This is a genomic window from Ancylobacter terrae (assembly GCF_045108345.1).
Lineage (GTDB): Bacteria > Pseudomonadota > Alphaproteobacteria > Rhizobiales > Xanthobacteraceae > Ancylobacter.
In genome coordinates, this window is the sequence record NZ_JBJGXH010000001.1 from 2,786,554 (window position 1) to 2,809,443 (window position 22,890).

Genomic DNA, 22,890 nt, shown 5'->3' on the forward strand with positions numbered 1-22,890 from the left:
GTCAGGCCGCCTTTCGCGACAGGGCGTGGAAGCCGGTCTCGGGTGTCGGGAAGGGCGGGTAGTGGGCCAGGTCGGCCTCCATCCGCAGATGCGGGCGGCCGGCGAGCTCGATCTCCTCGAGGATGCGCCAGCGCATACGGCGGAACAGCAGCCCGTTCTGCACCTGCACATTGGCGAGGAAACGGGTGCAGCCGCGCGCATTGGCGGAGGAGACGGCGAGCCGGATCAGCGCCGGGCCGAGCGCGCCAGCGGTGCGGTAGTCGGCCGCCACGGCGAGGCGCGATCCCCACCACAGGCCCGGCGCTTCCTCATGGATCCGCACCGTGCCGACCACGTCGCCCGCCGCGACACCCAGCATCGCGAGCGCGACGATAGGCGTGGCGACTTCATCGATGGCGTCGCGGTCGTCCGCCTCGAAGATGCCCTGCTCGGCGCAGAACACCTCCCGGCGCAGGCGCGCGGCGCCCTCGCGCTCCCAGCGGGAGGTGGCGTACTTGATCTGGAAATCGCTGGCGACGAAGGGCCTGAACGGCTCGAACATCATGCGCAGCCTCCCCTGCCCAACCCGCCTTGCGAGCTGCTGCGCTCATAGGTCGAGAGCGCCGAGCAGGCGCCGCATTTGGCGCAGCCGGCCTTGGCGTCGATCGCCTTGAGCCCGCCCGCGACCAGCATTGCCGAGAGCGGCGCGAGGATCGAATTCATGAAGGCCGGCGAGGGGGTAGGATGGCTCTCCAGCGGCGTGCCGGAGATCGGCACGAAGGGCACCACGAAGGGATAGACGCCGATGGCGACGAGGCGCCGGCAGACGTCGAGGATCTCATCGCGCGTGTCGCCCAGGCCGGCGAGGATATAGGTCGAAACCTGACCGCGCCCGAACACCGGCACGGCCGCCGCGAAAGCCTCGAAATAGCGCGCGACCGAGACCTGCGCCTTGCCGGGCATGATCCGCGCGCGCACCGGCTCGGTGACGGCCTCGAGATGCATGCCGAGCGCATCGGCACCCGCCTCAAAGAGGCGTCCGAACCACGCATCGTCGTCCGGGGGTTCGCACTGCACCTGGATCGGCAGGTCCACCGCCGCCTTCACCGCCCGCGCACTCTCGGCGAGAATGGCGGCGCCGCGATCCCTGCCAGCGGGCGTGCCCGTGGTCATCACCATGTGCTTCACGCCGTCGAGCTCGACAGCGGCTTTCGCCACCTCGGCGAGCTGGGCGGGGGTCTTGCGCTCGATGGTACGGCCGGCCGCCAGCGACTGGCCGATGGCGCAGAACTGGCAAGTCTTGGTGCGGCTCTGGTAGCGGATGCAGCTCTGCAGCACGGTGGTGGCGAGCACGTCACGCCCATGCAGCACAGCGATCTTCGAATAGGGCACGCCGTCGGCCGTCGTCAGCCCGTAGAATTTGGGCTGGAGCGGAAATGACACCTCGCCGAGTACCAGCCCGTCGCGGCTGATGCGGCTGCGCCCGTAAGCATCGGGCTTCTCGACCAGATAGGGGCTGTCGAAGGCCGGCGCGGTGTGCACCGGCACCATGACGGTCATGCCGTCGAGGGTGATCGCCTTGTGGTCGGACGGCCCGGCCCCGCCGCGCCGGCTGTCGGCACCGGCCCTGGGATCAACGAGCCGCACCCCGTAGGACTGCAACTCGTTGATCAGTTGCTCCGTCGGCATCGGCTGAAGATCGGCGGTCGGCACCAGCGGCTTCATCGGGCTCACTCCCTGCGAGGACGGGGAAGGTGTCGACGGCGCGCATCGGGGCCGTCGGGCGGTTGTCGAGATGGAGGCTGAGCAGTTCAGGGCGGGCGTAATGGCCGACTGAATCCATCATCCGCTTGCGCTTGATGATGAGGCCCATGTCGAGATCGGCGATGAGGATGCCCTCCCCGCTGGTGAGCGGGGGCACGACATGGCTGCCTTCGGGCGAGACGATCGCCGTCATGCAGCCGCCCGTGAGCGCCCGGCGCAGCTTCTCGTCCGGCGCGATGCGGGCGATCTGCTCCTCGGTCAGCCAGCCGGTGGAATTGACGACGAAGCAGCCCGATTCCAGCGCGTGGTGGCGGATCGTCACCTCGATCTGCTCGGCGAAAATCGGCCCGACCAGCGAGCCGGGGAACTGCGCGACGTGGATCTCCTCGTGCTGCGCCATCAGGGCGTAGCGGGCGAGCGGGTTGTAATGCTCCCAGCAGGCCAGCGCGCCGACGCGGCCGACTTTCGTCTCCACGACCTTCAGGCCGGCACCGTCGCCCTGCCCCCAGATCATCCGCTCGTGGAAGGTCGGGGTGATCTTGCGGCGCTTCAGCTTCGGCGCGCCGTCGGCGTCGAAGACGAGTTGCGTGTTGTAGAGCGAGCCGTGATCGCGCTCGTTGACGCCGAGCACGACCACGACGCCGAGCCGGCGGGCGGCGGCGGATACCGCTTCCGTGACCGGGCCGGGAACGACGACGGCATTCTCATAGAGCCGCAGGTGCTCGGCGCCGGTGAGCACGGGCGGATAGACGAAGGAGAAATAGGGGTACCAGGGCACGAAGGTCTCGGGGAACACGACGAGCTGCGCACCCTTGCCCGCCGCCTCGTCTAGCGCGGCCAGCACGCGGGTGAGCGTGCCGTCGACACCGTCGAGATCGGGCGCGATCTGTACCGCGCCGACGCGGACAATTCTCTTCTCGGCCATCGCGGCCTCCCATCGATTTCAGCTCGTCATCCCGGTCGGCGGCCGAGCCGCCGATCCGGGATCGCTCTCAGGACGAGGCGCAGCGCCTCACAGCGTCCAGGTGTGGAGCATGAAGGCGTTGTCGCGCCGGTGGACGAGCACGATGTCGAGCACGTCGAGCGGCGAGATCGGGATGACGCCGGGGATCAGCGCGCCTTCGCCGTGGCCGTAGAGCGCCTGCAGGGCGAAGCGGCAGGCATAGACCTTGCCGCCGTCGTTCATGATCTTCTCGATGCGGCCGTTGAAATTGAGATGGCCGGGGAACGCCTCGTCGCCGATCCGCGGGAAACCGCGCTGCACGCCCAGCGTGACGCCGGGACCGTAGAGCAGCACCGAGGTCTCGAAGCCCTTCTGGATCAGGCGCGAGGCCTGCAGCAGGTTGACGAGGCCGATCGAGCCCTCGAACGCGACCGTGTGGAAGGTGACCAGCGCCTTCTCGCCGGGAGCGGCTTTCACGTCCTCGAACTTCTTGTCCTCGTAGTCGACCAGGACGTCGCCCTTCTGGTGCGGCGGAACGGTGATGGTGGCCATGTCGCTCTCCTTGGGTGAACGGGGGACCGGCAGGGTGCCGGCTCACGCCAAAGGCTTTTGCAATCAATGTGCCAATTGACTGTTATTTATGGAAAGTCAAATAAGCAGTCATTTTACATTCAATTATGCATTCAATACTGAGCTGCCGTCGATTGTCGAGAGGGTGAAAATTCAGACGGACGATCACGAAAACAGCAGGGTTTTGCCCGCTTCATGCGCACGCGCAGACATGCCATCGGTAGCATCCCTTACGCAGCAAGTTGCGGACCAAGGGTGACAGGCCGCCGATGCAACATTATACAGTCAATTTAGCGACCACCCGACACCTTACCGTGGGTAATGCCCGCGACCGGGAAGGCACCCTCGCCGCGGCGGGTGGAATCGCCGTAAGGAACATCCTTCGCGCGCGGCGGACCGCCCGCATCGCGCCTCATGACGAGACCTGGCATGGCCGACTGGACGCCCGACCTCTCCCGCAGCGACCGGCCGCGCTACCTCGCCATCGCCGATCTCATCGCCGAGGATCTGCGCGCCGGCCGGCTGGCGGTCGGCGACCGGCTGCCGCCGCAGCGCAAGCTGGCGGAGCGGCTGGGCGTCGACTTCACCACCGTGGCGCGCGGCTATGTCGAGGCGCAGCGGCGCGGGCTGGTCGAGTCCCGGGTCGGCCAGGGCACCTTCGTGCGCGCGCTGCCGCGGCCTGCGGCACGGCCGGCGCGCAGCTCGCGGCCCGAGATCGTCGACATGACGATGAACCTGCCGCCGGAGCCGGACGATCCGGCGCTGATCGAGCGGATGCAGGACGGCCTTGCCGAGATCGGCCGCGACCTCGTCGGGCTGCTGCGCTATCAGGGCTTCGGCGGACCCCCCGCCGACAAGGATGCGGCGACCGCCTGGCTGAGCCGCCGGGCGCTGGTGCCGGTGCAGGAGCGCATCTTCGTCACGCCGGGGGCGCATCCCGCGCTGTCGGGCATCTTCAGCCTGCTGGCGAAGCCCGGCGAGACCATTCTGAGCGAGGCGATCACCTATCCCGGCGCCCGCTCCATCGCCGCCCAGCTCGGCCTCAACCTCGTCGGTCTGCCGATGGACCGCGACGGCATCGACCCGGATGCCTTCGCGCGCGCCTGCGCCACGCGCGCACCGAAGGCGCTCTATCTCAACCCCACCTTGCAGAACCCGACCACGCTGACCATCCCCGAGAGCCGGCGCGCCGCCCTCGCCGCGGTGGCCCGACGCTTCGGCGTGCCGATCGTCGAGGACGATGCCTATGGCTTCATCCCCGCCCATGGCCCGCCGCCGCTGGCGGCGATCGCGCCGGACCTCACCTGGCACGTCGCCGGCCTCGCCAAATGCATCGGCGCCGGGCTGCGCACCGCTTATGTGGTGGTGCCGGAAGCGCGGGCCGGCTGGCCGTTCGCGGCGGCGCTCAGGGCGATGAGCGTGATGGCCTCGCCGCTCACCGTGGCGCTGGCAACGCGCTGGATCGAGGACGGCACCGCCGACACGCTGCTGCGGTTCATCCGCGCCGAGACCGCGGCCCGCCAGAAGATGGCGGCGGACATCCTGCCCGCCGGGAGCTTCCGGGCCGATCCGTTGAGCTTCAATCTCTGGGTCGAACTTCCCGCGCCGTGGACGCGCTCGGCCTTTGTCGGCCACATGCACGCGACCGGGATCGGCGTCGTCGCGAGCGACGCGTTCACCGCGGGTGAGGCGCCGCCGGAAGCCGCGCGCGTGTGCCTGGGCGGGCCGATCCCCCGGGAGAAAGTGCGCGGCGCGCTCGAGTACATGGCGCATGCGCTCGACCACTCGCCGGCCGTCGCCTCGAGTGTGCTTTAGAACGCGATCGAGCGCCGCTGGGGCGCCCGATCCGGATCGTCACACTCGCCAAAACCGCCGGCGAACGGGAACCAAAATCACTTGGAGATGTTGAGCCAGGAGAGCAGCCGGTTGGCCGGCGTGAGGACGGGCGGGGCGATCGACTTCGGTAGCTCGGCGACGACGATCACCCGCTTCACCTCGCCGCGCTTATAGGCGGCCAGGAACTTGTCGTAATCCTTGAACGAGATGCAGCCGTTGGAGTCGCCGCGCTCGCCCAGCAGGTAGCTGTGGGTGAGGAAGCCGTTGCGGCCGTACATCTTGCCGTTGCCGACGGGGCGCAGGCGCAGCGCCTCGACGCCGTGGAACAGCGCCTCGCGCGGGTAGAGCTCATACTCGTTCGGCGGGGTCGGGCCGCGCATCGAGACGGTGACGTGGCGGATGTCGTCCATCATGTCGCCGAAGCCGGAATGCGCCTCCATGCGCTCGCCGTTCGGCATGTAGACCACTTTGGCCTTGATGTCGTAGATGGCGAACTTGTCGCCCGGCTTCGGCATCGAGAGACCGGTGATCGGGTCGGTCGCCGAGGGCGGCTGGTCGGTCACGGCGCTGTCGACCGGGGCAAGGCTCGCCACCTTCGGCTCGCTGCCGCGGAGCGGGTTGCTCTGGGGAACCGGGGCGGCGGCGAGGGTGCCGTTCGCTTCGGCTTCCGACTGGGCCATGTCTTCCTTGGAAACCGAGAGTTCCGCGATGCGCGGCTTGGGCAGCGGCACGGGCGCGCTCGCCACCTGATCGCCGGGCATCGGCAGCGGCATCACCTCTTCGGCCTCGCTGGACTCGACCGGCGCGAACTGCACGACCGAGGTGTACATCCAGCCGCGGGCCATGGCGAGTTCACCCGCCGGACGCAGGCTGGCGACGTCCTTGACGGACGCCATCGGCACCACCGGCAGGGCGGACGCCGAGGAGCGGGAGGTGAGCACGGGGTTTTCCACCAGCGCGGCGGTCGCGACGTCGGGCGCGGAGGCGATCACCATCCGCGCACCGGCGACGGTCGCGATGAAAGCCGTCAGGGCGATGATACCCGCACCCACGATCTGCACGCGCAGGCTGCCGGCCGGAGACCGGGGCGCGGTGGCGGCAACGTCGGTACGGGCGGTCTGCCTCTTCATACTCTCAACCGTACGTTACGTGAATCGACCGCATAGTGGGGCGGCCGTCTTCAGCGCTCAAGACGAATGCGTAAATGCGGGGTAAATCGGCGAGCCAGTGTGATGAATCGGTCACGCGCAACATCCCGATCGATCGGCGGAGGTCCCGTTTTTCAACGGCTGCCGGTCCGATGTCCCCGTTTCGGACCGCTCGATATTGACCGATCCCGGTAACCAATTTCTTACCATCGCGTCCCCGCTTCACGGCCCTGTGAAACAGACCAGCAAGGCGAGAATGTGATCGGCGGCCGATCGGGTTCAGGCCGGGCGGGCCAGGCGCGGTGCCTCGGCACCGAAGATCGACCAGCCCATCCGCCGGGTCAGCGCCTCCAGCGCGATGCGCCCGAGATGCGAATTGCCGTTGGCGTCGAGGCCCGGCGACCACACGGCGATGGAGGCCTTGCCCGGCGCGATGGCGAGGATGCCGCCGCCGACGCCGCTCTTGCCCGGCAGGCCGACCCGATAGGCGAAATCGCCCGATCCGTCATAGTGACCGCAGGTCAGCATCACCGCGTTGATGCGCCGCGCCCGCTCGGCGCTGACCACCGACAGCCCGGTCGCCGGATTGCGGCCGAACTGGGCGAGGAACTGCCCGGCCATGGCGAGCTGGCGGCAGGACATGGCGATCGCGCAATGGTGGAAATAGACGCCGAGGGTGAAATCGACCGGGTTCTCGATCACCCCGAAGGATTTCATGTAGTTGGCGAGCGCGACGTTGCGGAAGCCGGTGCGGCGCTCGGAGGCGGCGACCTTCTCGTCGATGATGATCGAGCCGTCGTCGGCCAGGAACTGCATGAAACGCAGGATCTCGCCGACCGTCTCGCGCGGCTGGTGGCCGGACAGGATGATGTCGGTGACCGCGATCGCCCCCGCATTGATGAAGGGATTGCGCGGGATGCCCTTCTCGTATTCGAGCTGGACGATGGAATTGAACGGGCTCCCCGACGGCTCCCGCCCGACCCGGCGCCACACCCGGTCGCCGACCTTGCCGAGCGCCAGCGTGAGCGTGAAAACCTTCGAGATGCTCTGGATCGAGAACGGCACGTCGCCGTCCCCCGCCACCACGGCATTGCCGGCGGTGTCGATCACCGCGATGCCGAACTGGCGGGGATCCACCTGCGCCAGCTCGGGGATATAGGTCGCCACCTCGCCCCGATCGGGACGGTTGCGCATTTCCTCGGCGATCTCGTCGACGACGCTCTTCAGGTCGGTCACGGTCCTGGCGATCCTCACGCTCCAGCCACGGCGGGGGCCCGGCTATAGGTCAATCGCCCGTCCCCGCCAACCCTTTCGGCCCAACCGTCAGTTGGCCTCGCGCTCCGCCTGCTCCCGCCATTGCGCGAGCGTCGGGGTCGGCATGTCGAAGCGGTCGCGAATGGTGGCGCAGGTCGATCCGCCGAGGCGCGCGATGGCATCGAGCCCACCGGGGTCGATGCGCAGGCGCTCGGCATCGACGATGTCGGCGCGGTAATGGGCGTAGACGATGGTGCCGAGAATGATCTGGCGCGACTTGCCGAGTTCCAGCGTCAGGTGGCGACGGCACTCGAAGGCGGCCGGCGCCTCGCCGATCCACGGGGAGGCCACCTTCACGCCGGGCCTGGCGGTCAGCCCCGCCGCGGCGAGTTCGTCCGTGCCGGGCGGAAAGCCGACGGCGCAGACATGCATCGCCTCGGCGATCGTGCGCGAGACGATGTTCACGGTGAACACCTCGGTCAGGCGGATGTTCAGCGCCGTGTCCTTGAACGACATGTCCGGGTGGTTCTCGACGCCGAGCGCGAGGATCGGCGGGTCGGCCGACAGGCAGTTGAAGAAGCTGAACGGCGCGGCGTTGACGCGCCCCTCGGGGTCGACCGTCGTCACCAGCGCGATCGGGCGCGGCACGATGGTGCCGATCATCAGCTTGTAGCGCTCGCGCTCGGTGAGGGCCTCGAAGTCGAAGGCGACGGTGCCGCCGGCGGGCTCGCCCATCTCAGCCTCGCGCGCTGACGGCGCGGCGCGCCTGCGCCCAGGCGGTGAGGATGACGACCGCCTCGGTGTCCATCGCCTGCTCGGCCGGCATGGCGCGCGCCGCGAGCGGGCTTCCCGCCACGAGGCGCAGGGCTTCCGTGTCGATCGGGTGGCGCTCGGCGCGGGTGAGGCCGGCGAAAGCCGTGCCGGCCTGATCCATCGAGGCGGCATAATAGAGCCGGGAGATGCCGGCGATCTCCATCGTCGCAACGCACATCGCGCAGGGCTCGCACGAGGTGTAGAGGTCGCAGCCGGAGAGATCGACGCATTCGAGGCGCCGGCAGGCGTCGCGGATCGCCTCGACCTCGCCGTGCGAGGTCGGGTCGAAATGCGCGAGCGACTGATTCAGCCCCTCGCCGACAATGGCGCCGTCGCGCACGACGACCGCGCCGAATGGCTCGGTGCCCGGGCGGGTCAGTGCCTCGCGCGAGAGGGCGATGGCGCGCTCCATGAAGGTGGGTTCGTACATGCCGCGGCTCCCTGTTCCGGGACGCAGTCAGGCATGACGCGGCGCACAATTCAAACGGAGTCTGCGCAGAGCCGCCGTCCGGCTGCGGCAATCAGGCGATGCCGACCGCCTGCACCGTGGGCTCGGTGTCCTCGACCGGCTCGTCCGGCTCGATGCCGATCTGCATGCCCTTGAACTCGATGTCGCCATGGATGGTGGCGAAGGCGGCATCCGCCGCGTCGCGCCCGACGCCGATGCGCACCAGACCCTGCAGCGCCGCCTGCCGGGTCGGATCAAACAGATACCAGGCGCCGCCGAGATAGGCCTCGAACACCGCGTGGAAATCGGGCGGATCGAGCTGCCAGGCATAGGCGGTGGCGAAGCGCGCCGGGATCGACAGCGCCCGGCAGAAGGCGATGCCGAGATGGGCGAAGTCGCGGCACACGCCGGCCCGCAGCACCATGGTGTCATAGGCCGAGGTCTGGGAATCGCTGGCGCCGCGCACATAGTCGACCTGGTCGTAGATCCAGTTGCAGATCTGCGTCACCCGGCCATGGCCCGGCGGCAGCCCGCCGAATTCGCGCTGGGCGAAGCGGGCGAGCAGGTCCGACTGGCAGTAGCGGCTCGGATTGAGGAAGGGCATCACCTCGAGCGGCAGCTCCGCTACCGGCACCTCCGGCACCGTGGCGGGATCGGCCTCGTGCATGTCCAATTCGACCGTGCCGTCATAGGCGACGGTCAGCGGACCGGGCTCCGCGCGCACCCGCACGAAGCGGGTGCCCGAGCCCGGATCGTCGAAGCGGTCGATCGACAGCGCCGGCGTCAGCTCGAGATTCTCGGTGAGGATGCGCTGGTTGCGCAGCGCGGCCGCCTCGACGTTGAGGATGAAGACGGTCGGGCTCTTGACCTCGTAGTCGAGGCGGGAGGAGATGGAAAAGCGCATGGAAGGCGGGTCCGGTTGCAGCGGGAGCCGTCCTCAATGCGCGCAACGCCCGATGGTTCCCGCCTCAGCGCGGACGATCGCCCCCCTCAGACCCCCTTGGATTCCCAGGCGAGGAAGAAGCCGACATCGCCGGGCATGCCGTTCGGCCAGTCGACGATCATCGCCTTGAGGCCGTAGCCGGCGGGCTTCAGATGGTCGCGCCAGAGCTCGTAGGCCTGGCGGGGACGGCCGGTCAGCGTGTCCGGCCAGCTGGAATCATTGTTGTTGATGGCGCGGCCCTTGTCGGCGCAGAGCAGATTGGGGAACCGCATCACCATGATCTCGGTCTCCCCGCGCTCGGCGGCGCTGCGCACCTTGGATCTGAGGTTCTGGTTGATCTCGGCGAGCTTCGTGGGCGTGAGGTCGATCGGCGTCGACAGCGTCTTGACCAGTTCCGCACGCGCCGCGTCCGCCTTCTCCATCGCCGAGACCAGCTTCGAGGCCTCGGCGGTGGCGCGTTGCGCCATGTAGTTGCGCAGATCGGCCGCGCTCATGAAGCTTTCGTCGTGGAGCACATCGGCCGCTATGGCCTGCTTCTCATCGCTCATCGCCCTGATCTCCCTGTTCACCGGGACTGACAGGTCCTGCCGGACCTTGCGAAAACTACCACTGTCCGCTGCTTCGCCTAGGCGTAGAACGCCGGAGTCCGGCGCCACCCTGGCGCGACCGGCTCCGCCTAGTGCCCGACCACATCCGGCACGTGATGGCTGGCGTAATCCGCCTCGACGTAGTCGCCCGGTTTCTGGCGCTTGGGCAGCTTGATCTTTTCGCCCGGCACGTCCTCGTACGGAATCTTCGAGAGCATGTGGGTGATGATGTTGATGCGCGCGCGCTTCTTGTCGTTGGAATCGGCGACATACCAGGGCGCCCAGGCGCTGTCGGAGGCGGCGAACATCTTGTCCCGGGCGCGGGAATAATCGTACCAGCGGCTGTAGGACTTGAGGTCCATCGGCGAGAGCTTCCACACCTTGCGCTTGTCGTGGATGCGCCCCTCGATGCGCCGGGTCTGCTCCTCGGGACTGACCTCGAGCCAGTATTTCAGCAGGATCACGCCGGATTCGATGATGGCCCGCTCCACCGCCGAGATGCTCTGGAGGAAGCGGTCGGCCTGCTCGTCGGTGCAGAAGCCCATCACCCGCTCGACGCCGGCGCGGTTGTACCAGGAGCGGTCGAAGATCACGATCTCGCCGCCCGCCGGCAGGTGCGGCAGGTAGCGCTGGGCGTACATCTGCGTCTTCTCGCGCTCGGTGGGCGGGGGCAGCGCGATGACCCGGAACACGCGCGGGCTCACCCGCTCCATGATCGCCTTGATGACGCCGCCCTTGCCGGCGCCGTCGCGCCCCTCGAACAGGATGCAGACCTTGGCACCGGTCGCCTTGGCCCAGAGCTGGAGCTTGACCAGCTCGACGTGGAGTTCCTTCAGGCGCTTCTCGTAATCCTTGCGCGTCAGCTTCTCCGGCGTGGTGCCTTTCATGGCGCTGGCCTCCCCGTTGGTCGTCTAGTGCTGGCTCGTGGCCTCTTTCTCCGGCGGCGCCGGCCGCTCCGCGGCGGGGCGTGTGCTCGGGCGGATGCGCTCGCGCAGCGCCTGGAACACGACATAGAGCGGCGGGATCGCGAAGATGCCGAGGAAGGAGGCCAGGATCATGCCGCCGAACACCGGCGTGCCGACGTTCTGACGGGCGATCTGCGAGGCGCCCTGCGCCACCACCAGCGGGTACAGCCCGAGGATGAAGGCGAGCGAGGTCATCATCACCGGCCGGAAGCGCAGCCGCGCGCCTTCCGTCGCCGCCTCCAGCAGCGGCACGCCGCGCTCGCGCTGCTCCTTGGCGAACTCGACGATCAGGATGCCGTTCTTCGCCGCGAGGCCGATCAGCACCACCATGCCGATCTGCGCATAGAGATCGAGGGTGAGATGGGCGATGACGATCGCCGCGAAGGCGCCGAGCATGCCCACGGTGACGGAGAGCAGCACCGGCACGGGTATGGTCCAGCTCTCATAGAGCGCGACGAGGAACAGGAAGGCGAACAGCACGGCGAAGGCGAGGATGATCGCGGTCTTGCCCTCGGCCCGTTTCTCCTGAAACGAGGTGTCGGTCCACGCGCCCGAGAAGCCGGCCGGCAGGGTCTTCGCCGCCACCGCGTCCATCGCCGCGAGCGCCTGGCCCGAGGAGACGCCCTCGGCGGGCGCGCCCTGGACGGTCACCGCGCGCTTGTTGTTGTAGCGGATCAGCGCCGGCGGGCCGACCACGACGCGGGCCTCGACGATCGAGCGCAGCGGGATCATCTCGCCTTTGTCGTTGCGCACATTGATCCGGTAGACGTCCTCGACGGACTTGCGGTCCTGCGCCTCGGCCTGCACCTGCACCTGCCAGGTGCGGCCGAACAGGTTCATGTCGTTGACATAGAAGCCGCCGAGCGAGGCCTGCAGCGCCTGGAACACATCGGAGAGCTGGAGGCCCAGCACCTGCGCCTTGTCGCGATCGATGTCGAGGAAGATCGAGGGGTTGGTCGCCGAGTAGGTCGAGAACACGCGCGAGAGCTGCGGGTCCTGGTTGGCGGCGATGATGAGGCCGCGCAGCACCTGCGCCAGCACCTTGGGATCGCCCGCGCGCAAATCCTGCAGCACGAAGGCGAAGCCGCCGCCGGTGCCCAGCCCGACGATGGGCGGCGGCGCCAGCGGCACCACCCGCCCGCCGCGGATGCCGGCGAACTTCTCGCCGAGCCGCTGCAACACCGCCGGCGCGCCGAGCGAGGGGCTCTTGCGCTCGTCGAACGGCTTCATGGTGACGACGATGAAGGCGGAATCGGGCTGGGAATAGTTGTCGATGAAGTTGAGGCCGATCACCGAGGTGTAGTCCTCGACCGCCTCCTCCTGCTTCAGCAGCGCCTCGGCCTGCTTGATGACATCGGTGGTGCGCCCGACCGAGGCGCCGCCGGGAAGCTGCACCACGACGAAGAAGGCGCCCTGGTCGTCCTCGGGTAGGAAGCCGGTGGGCGTCGACTTGCCGAGCATGTAGACGCCCAGCCCCGAGCCCACCACCATGACGAGGCCGATGACCGAGATGCGCACCAGCCGCGCGACCCACGCGCCATAGGTGTCGCGCACATGGTCGATGCCGCGCATGACATAGCCGATGATGCCGCGGCGCGGTCCGTGATGGCGCTTCAGCAGCACGCCGCACAGCGCCGGCGACAGGGTCAGCGCGTTGATCGCGGAGAGCAGCATGCCGACCGCGACGGTGACGGCGAACTGGCGGAACAATTCGCCGGAAATACCGGGAATGAAGGCCACCGGCACGAAGACCGAGAGCAGCACCAGCGTGATGGCGATGATCGGGGCGGTGATCTCGGCCATCGCCTTCTTGGTCGCCTCGGCGGCGGTGAGCTCGGGATGCTCCTCCATCACCCGCTCGACATTCTCGACCACGACGATGGCGTCGTCGACGACGATGCCGATCGACAGCACGAGGGCCAGCAGCGACACGGTGTTGGCGGAATAGCCGATCGCGTTCAGCACGATGAAGGTGCCGATCAGGCTCACCGGCACGGCGAGAACGGGGATCAGCGTCGCCCGCGCGCTACCGAGGAACAGGAACACCACGATCACGACGAGGACGAAGGCCTCGATCAGCGTCTTCTGCACCTCGTGGATGGTCTCGTTGACGAAGACGGTCGGGTCGTAGGTCACCTTCCAGGCGAGATCCTCGGGGAAGGTCGCCGCGAACTGGTCCATCTTCGCGCGCACCGCGTCGAGCGTGGTGATCGCATTGGCGCCGGGCGACTGGTAGAGCGCCAGCACCGCGGCGGCGCCGCCGTTGAAGCGGGTTTCGCGGTCGAGATTGGCGGCGCCGAGTTCGAGCCGGGCGACATCGCCGAGCCGCAGCACCGAACCGTCCGGGTTGGTGCGCAGCACGATCTTCTCGAAATCCTCGACCGAGGAGAGGCGTCCCTTGGTCTCGAGGTTCAGCTGCAATTGCTGGCCGTCGTCGACCGGGCGGGCGCCGAGCCGGCCCACCGCCGCCTGTACGTTCTGAGCGCGGATGGCGTTGATCACGTCGCCGGTGGTGAGGCCGAGGCCGGTCAGCCGGTCGGTCTTCACCCAGGCCCGCATGGCGTAGTCCTGCGGGCCCCAGATCGAGGCATCGCCGACCCCGGGCGTCGCCTTGAGGTCGTCGAGCATGTTGATGGTGACGTAGTTCGAGATGAACAGCGGGTCGTGCGTGCCCTTGGGCGAATAGACCGCGACCACGCCGAGCAGCGCCGACGACTTCTTCTTCACCGTCACGCCCTGGCGCTTCACGTCCTCCGGCAGCTTGGAGAGCGCGATCTGCACCCGGTTGTTCATATTGACGGTGTTGATGTCGGGATCGGTGCCGAGCTCGAACGAGCCGACCAGCGAATAGGAGCCGTCATTGCCGCTGACGCTCTTCATGTACATCAGCTTGTCGACGCCCACGACCTGGGCCTCGATCGGCTGGGCGATGGTGGAATCGACGATCGACGCCGAGGCGCCGGGATAGACGGTGGTCACCGACACCTGCGGCGGCACGATGTCGGGATATTGCGAGATCGGGATCGCCAGCAGCGACAGCAGGCCGGCGATGACGGTGATGAGCGCGATGACGATCGCGAGCCGCGGGCGGTCGACGAAGACGGCGGAGATCATGGCGGCTCACTCCGCGCGGATGGCAGGCGCGGGCTGGGCCAGCACCGGCGTGCCGGGCCGCAGCATCTGCAGGCCGTCCACCACGATCTGGTCGCCCGCTTTCACGCCGCTCTCGATCACGACGTCGGCGCCGTTCTCGCCGCCGACGGTCACCCGCTTCACCACCGCCTTGCCATCCTCGACCGCGAAGACGTAGAGGCCCTTCTGGTCGGCGATCAGCGCCGCCTGCGGGATCGACACCTGCGCCTGCGGCTCCCCGACCTGCAGCGCGACCTGGACGAGTTGCCCGTCGGTCAGGATGTTCTTCGGGTTGGGGATGACGGCGCGCAGGATCACCGTGTCGGTGGAGCGGTTGACGCTGACGTCCACGAAATCGATCTGGCCGACCTGGTCATAGAGCGACCCATCGGCGAAGCGCACCCGCACCTTGATCGAGCGCAGATCCTCGGACAGGCCCGACTGCTGCGCGGCGATGTAGTCGCGCTGGCTGATGGGGAACACGACATACATCGGGTTCTGGCTGACGATCGTGGTCAGCACGCCGCTGTCGGGACCGACGATGGCGCCCTTGGTGACCGCGGTGCGGCCGATCCGCCCGGCGATCGGGGCGGTGATGTCGGTATAGCCGAGATTGATCCGGGCGGTGTTCAGATTGGCGTCGGCCGAGCGCAGCGCGCCCTTCGCCTCGGCCTCCGTGGCGATGGCCTGGTCGCGCGCGACCGCCGAGCCGACATTCTTGGCGTAGAGGTCCTCGGCGCGCTGGCGCTGGATGGTGGCGAGGTCGAGGCTCGCCTTCGCCCGCTCGCGGGCGCCCTCGGCCTGCTCCACCGTCGCCTCGAACTCCGACTTCTCGATGCGGTAGAGCGGCGCGCCGGCGGCGACGGTGTCACCTTCCTTGAACAGCACCGCGTCGACGAAACCCTTCACCCGGGCGCGGATCTCGACCTTTTCCGGCGCCTCGATGCGGCCGACGAAATTCGACTGCTTGTCGATGGGCTTCAACTCGGCGGTGACGATACCCACCGGCGTCGCCGCCGGCTGGCCCGGCGCCGGATCGGCCGCGCGGGCAAGCGGCATGCCGCCCGCCACCGTGAGCAGCAGCGCCAGAGCGGCGCCCGGGAGTTGGAGCCCACGTCCGTTCATCACCATTCTCCCCGACGCCCCGGTCTCGCAGCCTGCCGCGGCAGGCGTTTCCTGCTGCCGGGCGCTCCGGCAGGATCAGGACGATTCCTAGCCGAGCCGCCGCCGCCCGGAAAGCGCCTCGTCGGGGAGAATTGGTAGCATGTTGCGCAAGGGAGATGGCAGCCGCCGGTCGCGGCGCCGGGTCGGGGCCTTCATCCGGGCCCGGACGGTAGCGGGCAGCGGTCGGGGCGCCCGGAGGCAGACCGAAGCAGGGCCCCCGGATCAGGGGCCGTCCTGCAACTCCTCGTGCAGCGGGTGAGCGATGCCCGAGCCGAACTGAAAGGCGAGCCAGGCCGCGACGAGGACGCCCAAGACGATTCCCATCACGAAGAAACTGATGTCGTGCATTCAACACTCCACGCAAATCCGCCTGCTGTCGCGCCGGAGGCCGGAGATGCCACCCACGCTGCACAAGGTGATACCGAGGGAGTATTTCCGGTTCATTTCGACAAAGGGGCGGCAGCGGGGCATTCTTGCGGCGCGGCGACCCGACTTCGCCCGATTTCGACAACCATTGATTATTATTCCCCAAGGTTAATACTGCATCTTCCGCCGCGGCGAGGCGAGGCGGGGCCGCGCCGGGGCCGCGCGATCATCGGCGGTGTCGGACCGCCGCCGCGCACCCTGCCCGCCCCTGTCGCGAGCGCACGGCGGCGACGGCGACGGGCGCCTCGCCGCATTGCCGCACCCGGTGCCCCGGCCTATAGACGGCACGTCCCCTCGTGGACCTGCCGTAAGGGAATCATCGCGTGCCCTCCATGCCCTTTGCCACCCCGCGGACCGGGCAAAATCCGTGAGCGACCGGCGACCGGGATCGCGCGCGGGGGCGTGGCTTCAGCTCATCGGCGCGCTGATGTGGATACCGCAGGCCGCGCTGCTGGCGCTCGCGGCAGGGAACATCGCCGCCGGCGGGGGCGTCGCCGAGGTGATGCCGGCCGCCGCGGGCGTGCTGGCGCTCGGGCTGCTGCGCGCCGCGCTGGAGGCCGCCGGCGGGCGGCTCGCCTTCCGCACGGCGCGAACCTTCCTGTCGCGGGCGCGGGCGGCGGCAACGGCGCGCCTCGCCGCCCATTCGCCGTTCGACATCGAGCGTCCCGCCTCCGGGCTCGCCGCCGGCGTGCTGGCCGAACAGGCCGAGATGATCGTGCCCTATCTCGCCCGCTACGCTCCCGCGCGGCTCAAGGCCACGGTGGTGCCGCTGGCGATCCTCGCGGTCATCCTGCCGATCTCCTGGGCGGCGGCGCTGATGCTGGCCGTCGCCGGGCCGGCCATCCCCTTCTTCATGGCGCTGATCGGCTGGCAGGCACAGGCGGCGAGCGAGAAGCAGCTCGCCGAGCTCGGCACCATGAACGCCTTCCTGCTCGACCGGCTGCGCGGCCTCGCCACGCTGCGTTCCTTCGGCGCGGTCGACCTCACCGCCACGCGGCTGCGGTCGCAGGCGGAACGGGTGCGCCAGCGCACCATGGCGGTGCTGCGCATCGCCTTTCTCTCCTCGGCGGTGCTGGAGCTGTTCGCCGCCTTCGGCGTCGCGGCGGTGGCGATCTATATCGGCTTCGACCTGCTCGGCCAGATCGGCTACGGCGCCTGGGGCGGGCGGCTCTCGCTCGGCGAGGCGCTGTTCATCCTGCTGCTGGCCCCCGCCTATTTCGAGCCGCTGCGCGATCTCGCCGCGGTGTGGCACGACCGCGCCTCCGGCGAGGCGGCGATTTCCGCCATCGACGGGCTCGCTGCCGAGGGTCCCGTCCTGCTCGGCGCGGATGGCGCCGCGCCCGCATCGGTGCCCTCGGCACCACCGGCGATCCACCTCGCCGGCGTGTGCGTCCGCCATGCCGGGGCGAGCGCTCCGGCGCTGGACGGTTTCGACCTCGCCGTTTCGCCCGGCGAGCATGTGGCGCTGTTCGGGCCGAGCGGCGCGGGCAAGTCGACGCTGCTCGGGCTGATCGCCGGTCTGGTGTCGATGCAATCGGGCGAGGTGCGCGTCGACGGCGTGCCGCTCGACGCGGCGGGCGCCGCCGCCCTGCGCGCCCGCATCGCCTGGATCGGCCAGCAGCCGCACGTCTTCGCCGGCAGCATGAGCGCCAATATCGCGCTCGGGCGGCCCGGCGTCGATCCGGCGGCGATTTCGGATGCGCTGCGCTTCGCGGCTCTGGACGACGTGGCGGCCCGCCGGGCCGGCGCCCTGCTCGGCGAGGGCGGAGCCGGGCTCTCGGGCGGAGAGGCGCTGCGCCTTGCCCTCGCCCGCGCGGCAGCCGCGCCGGCCGGGCTCATCCTCGCCGACGAGCCGACCGCCCATCTCGATGCCGCCACCGCCGCCGCGATCACCGAGGGCATCCTCGCGCTGGCGCAGGGCCGCACCCTCGTCGTCGCCACGCACGACCCCGTGCTCGCCGCGCGGATGGACCGCATCGTGCGGTTGGAGGCGCCGCGATGAGCCGCGCCCGTCCGCTCCGCGCCGTGCTCGGCCTGTTCCTGCGCGAGCGGCCGCTGGCGCTCGCCGGCGGCGGGCTGCTGGCGGCGGCGACCGTGCTGTCGGGCATCGCGCTGCTCGGCATCTCCGGCTGGTTCATCACCGCCACCGCCCTGGCCGGGCTCACCACGGCGGGCGCGGCGGTGTTCAACGTCTTCACCCCCTCCGCCGGCATCCGGCTGTTCGCGCTCACCCGCAGCGTGGCGCGCTATGGCGAGCGGCTCGTCACCCATGATGCGACGCTCGGCGTGCTGGCGGGCCTGCGCGAACGGCTGTTCCGCGGCTGGGCGGCGCCGGGCGCGGCGCGGGAGCTGGCGCTGCGGCCGGCACGGCTGCTGTTCCGCCTCACCGGCGACATCGACGCGCTCGATTCCCTTTATCTGCGCATCCTCGTGCCGATGGGGGCGGCGCTGGCGGCGGCGCTCGCCGTCGGCCTCGTGCTCGGCGGGCTCGGTTTGTGGCTGGGCATCGGCGCGGCGTTGTGGCTGGCGGTGGCCGGGCTCGGCCTGCCGCTCCTCGCCGCCCGGCTCTCCCGGAAGGCGCAGCGCCGGCGGGCCCATGCCATGGAGGCGCTGCGGGCGCGGGCGGTGGACCTCGTCGCCGGCCAGTCCGAGCTCGCCATGGCCGGCCGGCTCGGCGCGCAGCGCGGCACGGTCATGGCCGCCGATACAAGGCTCGCCGCCGCCGACGATGCGCTGAACCGGGTCGAGACCGGCATCGGCGCCGGATTCGGCATCGCCTCGGCGCTGCTGGTCGCGGCGACGCTGCTGGCGGTGGCGGCGCTGGCGCAGGCCGGCGCCATCGACGCGCCGGCGGCGATGCTCGGCGTCACCGTCGCCCTGGCGGCGCTGGAGCCCTTCGCGGCGCTGCGGCGGGGCGCGCTGGAGATCGGCCGCACGCTGCTGGCGGTGCGCCGGATCGGCCCGCGTCTCGCGCCACAGCCCGAGCCGGCCGCACCCGCCCTCCCGCCCGCGCCCCTGGCAGTGCGGCTGGCCGCGACCGAGGTGCGCCATGCCGGTGCCGCACGGCCGGTGCTCTCGGGCGCCTCGCTCCGGGTGGACAGTGGCGAGCATGTCGCGCTGGTCGGCCCGAGCGGAGCGGGAAAATCGACACTGCTGGCGCTGATCGCCGGTGAAATCGCGCCGAGCGAGGGCCGGGTCGAGGCACGGCCCGGAACGTTGCTGACGCAGCGCACCGAGCTGTTCGAGGACAGCCTCGCCGACAATCTGCGCCTCGCCGATCCGGCCGCCGACGATGCGCGCCTGATCGAGGCGCTGGTCGCCGCGGGTCTGCCGGTCGTCGGGCCGGACGCCGATACGGCGACGGCGGACGGCGGCGTGCGGCCTCTCCTCCTGCCGCGCGGGCTCGACACGCGGCTCGGCGAGGGCGGGCTCGGCCTCTCCGGCGGGCAGAAGCGCCGGCTCGCCCTCGCCCGGCTGTTCCTGCGCGACACCCCGCTCTGGCTGCTCGACGAGCCGACCGAGGGTCTCGACGGGCCGACCGCGCGCGACGTCATGGCCCGGCTCAAGGCGCGCGCCGAAGGCCGCACGCTGCTCATCGCCACCCATATCCGCCGCGAGGCCGCGATCGCCGACCGGCTGGTGCGGATCGAGGGCGGGCGCATCATCGGCGAGGCGCGGCGCGGCGAGGCGGCCTTCGACGCGCTGCTCGCGAGCCTGCGGCCGGACTGAGGCGACGTCAGGGGTGCGCCGGATTGAGGCCGGCGTGTCCGGGGTGTAGGAACCGCGCCCGCAACGGCAGGGAACCATGATGTCCGAGACGACGGCCGCGAGCGTGTACGAACTGATCGGCGGCGAGACCGGGATCCGCCGGCTGGTCCGGCGCTTCTACGACCTCATGGATACGCTGCCCGAGGCGGGCGCCTGCCGCGCCATCCACCCGCCGAGCCTCGCGGGCAGCGAGCAGAAGCTGTTCGAATATCTCAGCTTCTGGTTCGGCGGCCCGCCGTTGTTCGTCGAGCGGCACGGCCCGCCGATGATGCGGCGGCGCCATTTCAAGGCGCCGATCGGGGCGGCCGAGCACGATGGCTGGATGCTCTGCTTCCGGCAGGCGCTGGCCGAGACCGTGCCCGATGCCGCGCTGCGCGAGGCGATCCTGCCGCGCGTCGTCACGCTGGCCGCGCATATGCGCAACCGGGATTAGGACGCGCCCGTCTTCACCTTCCGCACCCTCATACCCGGGTTTGGCCCGGGGCCCCATACTTCCAACGCCGGAGGTGAAGAAGCCGGGTGCCCGGGTCAGGCCCGGGCATGAGGGGGGGGGGGGCTCGAAGTCGGTTCGGGCCGCTCCCCTACTGCGCCGCCGCCCTACTGCGCCGCCTGTCGGTTTCCGCCCGATTGCGCGAGCAGGGCGTCGAAATAGGCGATGGTACGGGCAAGGCCCTGGCGCAGCTCGACCGTCGGCTCCCAATCCAGCAATTGCTTGGCGAGCGTGATGTCCGGCCGGCGCTGGCGCGGATCGTCGACGGGGAGCGGATGCATCACCAGTTCCGAGCGCGAGCCGGTCATCTCGATCACCGTCTCGGCCAGCGCGCGGATGGTGAACTCGCCGGGATTGCCGATGTTGACCGGGCCGGTGACGTCATCCGGCGTGCGGTCCATCAGCCGGATCATGCCTTCCACGAGGTCGTCGACATAGCAGAAGGAGCGGGTCTGCTGGCCGTCGCCGAACAAGGTGATCGGCTGGTTGGTCAGCGCCTGGATGATGAAGTTCGACACCACGCGCCCGTCGTTGGGGTGCATGCGCGGGCCGTAGGTGTTGAAGATGCGCATGACCTTGATCGGCAGGTCGTGCTGCATGCGGTAGGTGAAGAACAGCGTCTCGGCGCAGCGCTTGCCCTCGTCGTAGCAGGCGCGCGGGCCGATCGGGTTGACGTGCCCCCAATAGCCCTCGGGCTGGGGATGCACCTGCGGGTCGCCATAGACCTCGCTGGTCGAGGCCTGCAGGATCTTGATGCGCAGGCGCTTGGCGAGGCCGAGCATGTTGATGGCGCCGTGCACCGAGGTCTTCACCGTCTGCGTCGGGTCGCGCTGGTAGTGGATCGGCGAGGCCGGGCAGGCGAGGTTGTAGATCTCGTCGACCTCGACATAGAGCGGCACGGTGACGTCGTGGCGCATCAGCTCGAAATTGCGGTGGTCGAGCAGGTGGGCGACGTTGGCGCGGGTGCCGGTGAAGAAATTGTCGACGCAGAGCACCTCGTGCCCGGCGGCGAGAAGGCGCTCGCACAAATGGCTGCCGATGAAGCCCGAGCCGCCGGTGACGAGGATCCGGCGGCCCGTCGCGATGGCGGCGGGTTCATGCACGCGGGTCGGGGAGGTCATCAGATCGGCCTTTCAAGGGCGGTATCGTCCGTCGCGAACTGCTCGCGCAGCCATGCCGCCATGGCGCCCAGGAGCAGGCCGGCGCACAACGCACCGGCGAGCACGAGAAGGGCGGGCGGATAGCTGGCGCGCATCGGCGCGGTCGCCTGGGTGATGATGCGGAAACTGTTGGTGGAAAGGTCTTCCTGCTCACTGCTCTGCTTGGCACGGGCCAGCACGCTCTCCAGCACGGCGCGGGAGGCATCCGCGTCGCGCTGGAGTTCGCGCAGCCTTATCCTTGCCTGGTCGTTGGCGAGGGCAACCCCCTTGAGCTTGTCGAGGCTGGCGGCGAGCGCCGCCTCGTTGGCCCGGGCGAGGTCGAGTTCGTTGCGCGCCCGCTGGACCATGAGGTTCATCTCGGCGGTCAGCTGGCGCTGGGCGGTGGCGCGCTGCGCCTCGAGGCTGCGCATGTCGGGGTGGCGCGGGCCGAGCAGCGCGCTCATGGTGGAATAGCGGCGGTCGATCTCGGCGAGGCTGTTGCGCAGCGCGAGCAGCGACGGCGTGTCGAGCCCGTCGGCGGCGGAGGCGGCGCTGGCGCCCATGCGGGCCAGCAGGCTCACCTGGTCGAGGCGGGCCTGGGCCGCGTCCACACGCGCCCGCGCGGCGCCCATGCGCTGGTTGATGTCCTGCAATTGCTGCTCGTCGATCAGCACGCCCTGCGTGCCGACGAGGCCGCTTTCCTTCTTGTAGGTCTCGACCCTCTGGTCGGCCTGCTCGACGCTGGCGCGCAATTCGGCGAGGCGGGCGGTCAGCGTCTCGGTGGTCTCCCGGGTCGCCGAGGAGGTCGCGGCCTGTTCGCCGGCGAGATAGGCCTGCGCCACCGCATTGGCGATGGCGGCGGCCTGCCGCCCGTCCGGCAGCAGGGCCGAGACCTCGATCACATAGGTGTTGCCGACACGCTTGACGGTGAGCGCGCGGCGCAGCTTCTCCAGCGCGAGGTCGACCGGCTCCTGGGTGTAGCGGTCGGCCGCGGCCGAACTGTCGAAGAGGTTGCGCAGCATCGTGCGCAGGCCACCGCCGGGCGCGGTGAAGGCGGGATCGCGGTCGAGCCCCTGCGTCTCCACCACCCGGCGCAGCACCGCGTCCGAGCCGATGATCTCGACCTGGCTGTCGACCAGGAGGGCGTCCGCGCCTTGCGAGGAGGAGCCGAGCCCGCCGGGCGTCACCGAATTCTGCAGCACCTGCCGGGCGCGCGGATCGATCAGGATCTGCGCGGTGGCACGGTAGAGCGGGGTGGCGAGGATCACGTAGGCGAGAGCGAGACCGACACAGGCGGCGGTGACCGCGACGATCCACGCCTTGCGCCGCCACAGCACGCCGATCAGCGCGCGGATGTCGCGGCCGAACGCGTCGAGGCCGCCCTCGGCGAGGTCGGGCGGAACCGGCGTCGCGGCGGGGATGGTGTCGACCCTATGGTACGTCGCAAGTCTCATCGAACGCGTGACAGTTCCCGAAATGGCGCCGACGCGCCGACACCCCTGCTCTACCGCAATCCCCGTT

20 protein-coding genes are annotated in these 22,890 nt (G+C 69.8%); 4 read left to right on the forward strand and 16 right to left on the reverse strand.

The features are described from left to right. Position 1: 1 nt before the first annotated feature. The 4 genes from ACEUEL_RS13410 to ACEUEL_RS13425 form a co-directional block, all read right to left on the reverse strand. Positions 2 to 544: an MSMEG_0567/Sll0786 family nitrogen starvation N-acetyltransferase gene (locus ACEUEL_RS13410; RefSeq protein WP_405706005.1), complete on the reverse strand. Its 543-nt coding sequence runs from the start codon at positions 542 to 544 to the stop codon at positions 2 to 4. Then, complete coding sequence (locus ACEUEL_RS13415; RefSeq protein ID WP_405706007.1) at positions 541 to 1,704, reverse strand: MSMEG_0568 family radical SAM protein; 1,164 nt, start codon at positions 1,702 to 1,704, stop codon at positions 541 to 543. The genes ACEUEL_RS13410 and ACEUEL_RS13415 overlap by 4 nt, the downstream gene beginning before the upstream one ends. Continuing rightward, a complete protein-coding gene (locus ACEUEL_RS13420) occupies positions 1,613 to 2,668 on the reverse strand; it encodes a Nit6803 family nitrilase (protein ID WP_405706008.1) in 1,056 nt (351 codons plus the stop codon). The genes ACEUEL_RS13415 and ACEUEL_RS13420 overlap by 92 nt, the downstream gene beginning before the upstream one ends. Positions 2,669 to 2,755: 87 nt before the next feature. Beyond that, positions 2,756 to 3,238 carry an MSMEG_0572/Sll0783 family nitrogen starvation response protein gene (locus tag ACEUEL_RS13425; protein ID WP_405706011.1) on the reverse strand — a complete coding sequence of 161 codons (483 nt, stop codon included), beginning with the start codon at positions 3,236 to 3,238 and terminating at the stop codon, positions 2,756 to 2,758. 447 nt (positions 3,239 to 3,685) lie between these two features. Between ACEUEL_RS13425 and ACEUEL_RS13430 the strand changes: the two genes are divergently transcribed. Beyond that, complete coding sequence (locus ACEUEL_RS13430; RefSeq protein WP_405706014.1) at positions 3,686 to 5,071, forward strand: aminotransferase-like domain-containing protein; 1,386 nt, start codon at positions 3,686 to 3,688, stop codon at positions 5,069 to 5,071. A 77-nt stretch (positions 5,072 to 5,148) separates the two neighbouring features. Here ACEUEL_RS13430 and ACEUEL_RS13435 read toward each other — a convergent pair whose 3' ends face one another. The 10 genes from ACEUEL_RS13435 to ACEUEL_RS13480 all read right to left on the reverse strand — a co-directional run bounded on the left by ACEUEL_RS13435 (position 5,149) and on the right by ACEUEL_RS13480 (position 15,894). Then, positions 5,149 to 6,222: a DUF2778 domain-containing protein gene (locus tag ACEUEL_RS13435; RefSeq protein WP_405706017.1), complete on the reverse strand. Its 1,074-nt coding sequence runs from the start codon at positions 6,220 to 6,222 to the stop codon at positions 5,149 to 5,151. 297 nt (positions 6,223 to 6,519) lie between these two features. Continuing rightward, entirely contained in the window at positions 6,520 to 7,476 is a 957-nt protein-coding gene (locus ACEUEL_RS13440) for a glutaminase (protein WP_405706020.1), read from the reverse strand. 87 nt (positions 7,477 to 7,563) lie between these two features. After that, positions 7,564 to 8,229 (reverse strand): flavin reductase family protein, encoded by a 666-nt coding sequence (locus ACEUEL_RS13445; RefSeq protein ID WP_405706023.1) that lies wholly within the window; start codon positions 8,227 to 8,229, stop codon positions 7,564 to 7,566. 1 nt (position 8,230) lies between these two features. Continuing rightward, a complete protein-coding gene (locus ACEUEL_RS13450) occupies positions 8,231 to 8,737 on the reverse strand; it encodes a nucleoside deaminase (protein ID WP_405706026.1) in 507 nt (168 codons plus the stop codon). Positions 8,738 to 8,828: 91 nt separating this feature from the next. Continuing rightward, complete coding sequence (locus tag ACEUEL_RS13455) at positions 8,829 to 9,659, reverse strand: transglutaminase-like domain-containing protein (protein WP_405706029.1); 831 nt, start codon at positions 9,657 to 9,659, stop codon at positions 8,829 to 8,831. Between the two features lie 86 nt (positions 9,660 to 9,745). Next, the gene (locus ACEUEL_RS13460) at positions 9,746 to 10,246 is read right to left on the reverse strand and encodes a hypothetical protein (protein WP_405706031.1); all 501 of its coding nucleotides are present in this window, start codon (positions 10,244 to 10,246) and stop codon (positions 9,746 to 9,748) included. A gap of 128 nt (positions 10,247 to 10,374) precedes the next feature. Then, positions 10,375 to 11,172 (reverse strand): polyphosphate kinase 2, encoded by a 798-nt coding sequence (gene ppk2, locus ACEUEL_RS13465; RefSeq protein ID WP_405706034.1) that lies wholly within the window; start codon positions 11,170 to 11,172, stop codon positions 10,375 to 10,377. Between the two features lie 24 nt (positions 11,173 to 11,196). After that, complete coding sequence (locus ACEUEL_RS13470) at positions 11,197 to 14,364, reverse strand: efflux RND transporter permease subunit (protein ID WP_405706037.1); 3,168 nt, start codon at positions 14,362 to 14,364, stop codon at positions 11,197 to 11,199. A 6-nt stretch (positions 14,365 to 14,370) separates the two neighbouring features. Continuing rightward, positions 14,371 to 15,507, reverse strand: coding sequence for an efflux RND transporter periplasmic adaptor subunit (locus tag ACEUEL_RS13475; RefSeq protein WP_405706039.1), 1,137 nt, complete (start codon positions 15,505 to 15,507; stop codon positions 14,371 to 14,373). A gap of 261 nt (positions 15,508 to 15,768) precedes the next feature. Continuing rightward, positions 15,769 to 15,894, reverse strand: a complete 126-nt coding sequence (locus tag ACEUEL_RS13480) for a hypothetical protein (protein WP_405706042.1) — start codon at positions 15,892 to 15,894, stop codon at positions 15,769 to 15,771. A 445-nt stretch (positions 15,895 to 16,339) separates the two neighbouring features. Here ACEUEL_RS13480 and cydD point away from each other — a divergent pair, with 445 nt between their 5' ends. From cydD to ACEUEL_RS13495, 3 genes are all read left to right on the forward strand, one after another. After that, complete coding sequence (gene cydD / locus ACEUEL_RS13485) at positions 16,340 to 17,974, forward strand: thiol reductant ABC exporter subunit CydD (protein ID WP_405706045.1); 1,635 nt, start codon at positions 16,340 to 16,342, stop codon at positions 17,972 to 17,974. Beyond that, positions 17,971 to 19,701, forward strand: a complete 1,731-nt coding sequence (locus tag ACEUEL_RS13490; protein WP_405706048.1) for an amino acid ABC transporter ATP-binding/permease protein — start codon at positions 17,971 to 17,973, stop codon at positions 19,699 to 19,701. Before cydD ends, ACEUEL_RS13490 begins: the two co-directional genes overlap by 4 nt. A 79-nt stretch (positions 19,702 to 19,780) precedes the next feature. Further along, positions 19,781 to 20,173 (forward strand): group II truncated hemoglobin, encoded by a 393-nt coding sequence (locus ACEUEL_RS13495; RefSeq protein WP_405706051.1) that lies wholly within the window; start codon positions 19,781 to 19,783, stop codon positions 20,171 to 20,173. 164 nt (positions 20,174 to 20,337) lie between these two features. Here the strand turns inward: ACEUEL_RS13495 and ACEUEL_RS13500 are convergent, their stop codons facing one another. Then, positions 20,338 to 21,351 (reverse strand): UDP-glucuronic acid decarboxylase family protein, encoded by a 1,014-nt coding sequence (locus tag ACEUEL_RS13500; RefSeq protein WP_405706054.1) that lies wholly within the window; start codon positions 21,349 to 21,351, stop codon positions 20,338 to 20,340. After that, entirely contained in the window at positions 21,351 to 22,823 is a 1,473-nt protein-coding gene (locus ACEUEL_RS13505) for a GumC family protein (protein WP_405706057.1), read from the reverse strand. The genes ACEUEL_RS13500 and ACEUEL_RS13505 overlap by 1 nt, the downstream gene beginning before the upstream one ends. Positions 22,824 to 22,890 lie beyond the last annotated feature (67 nt).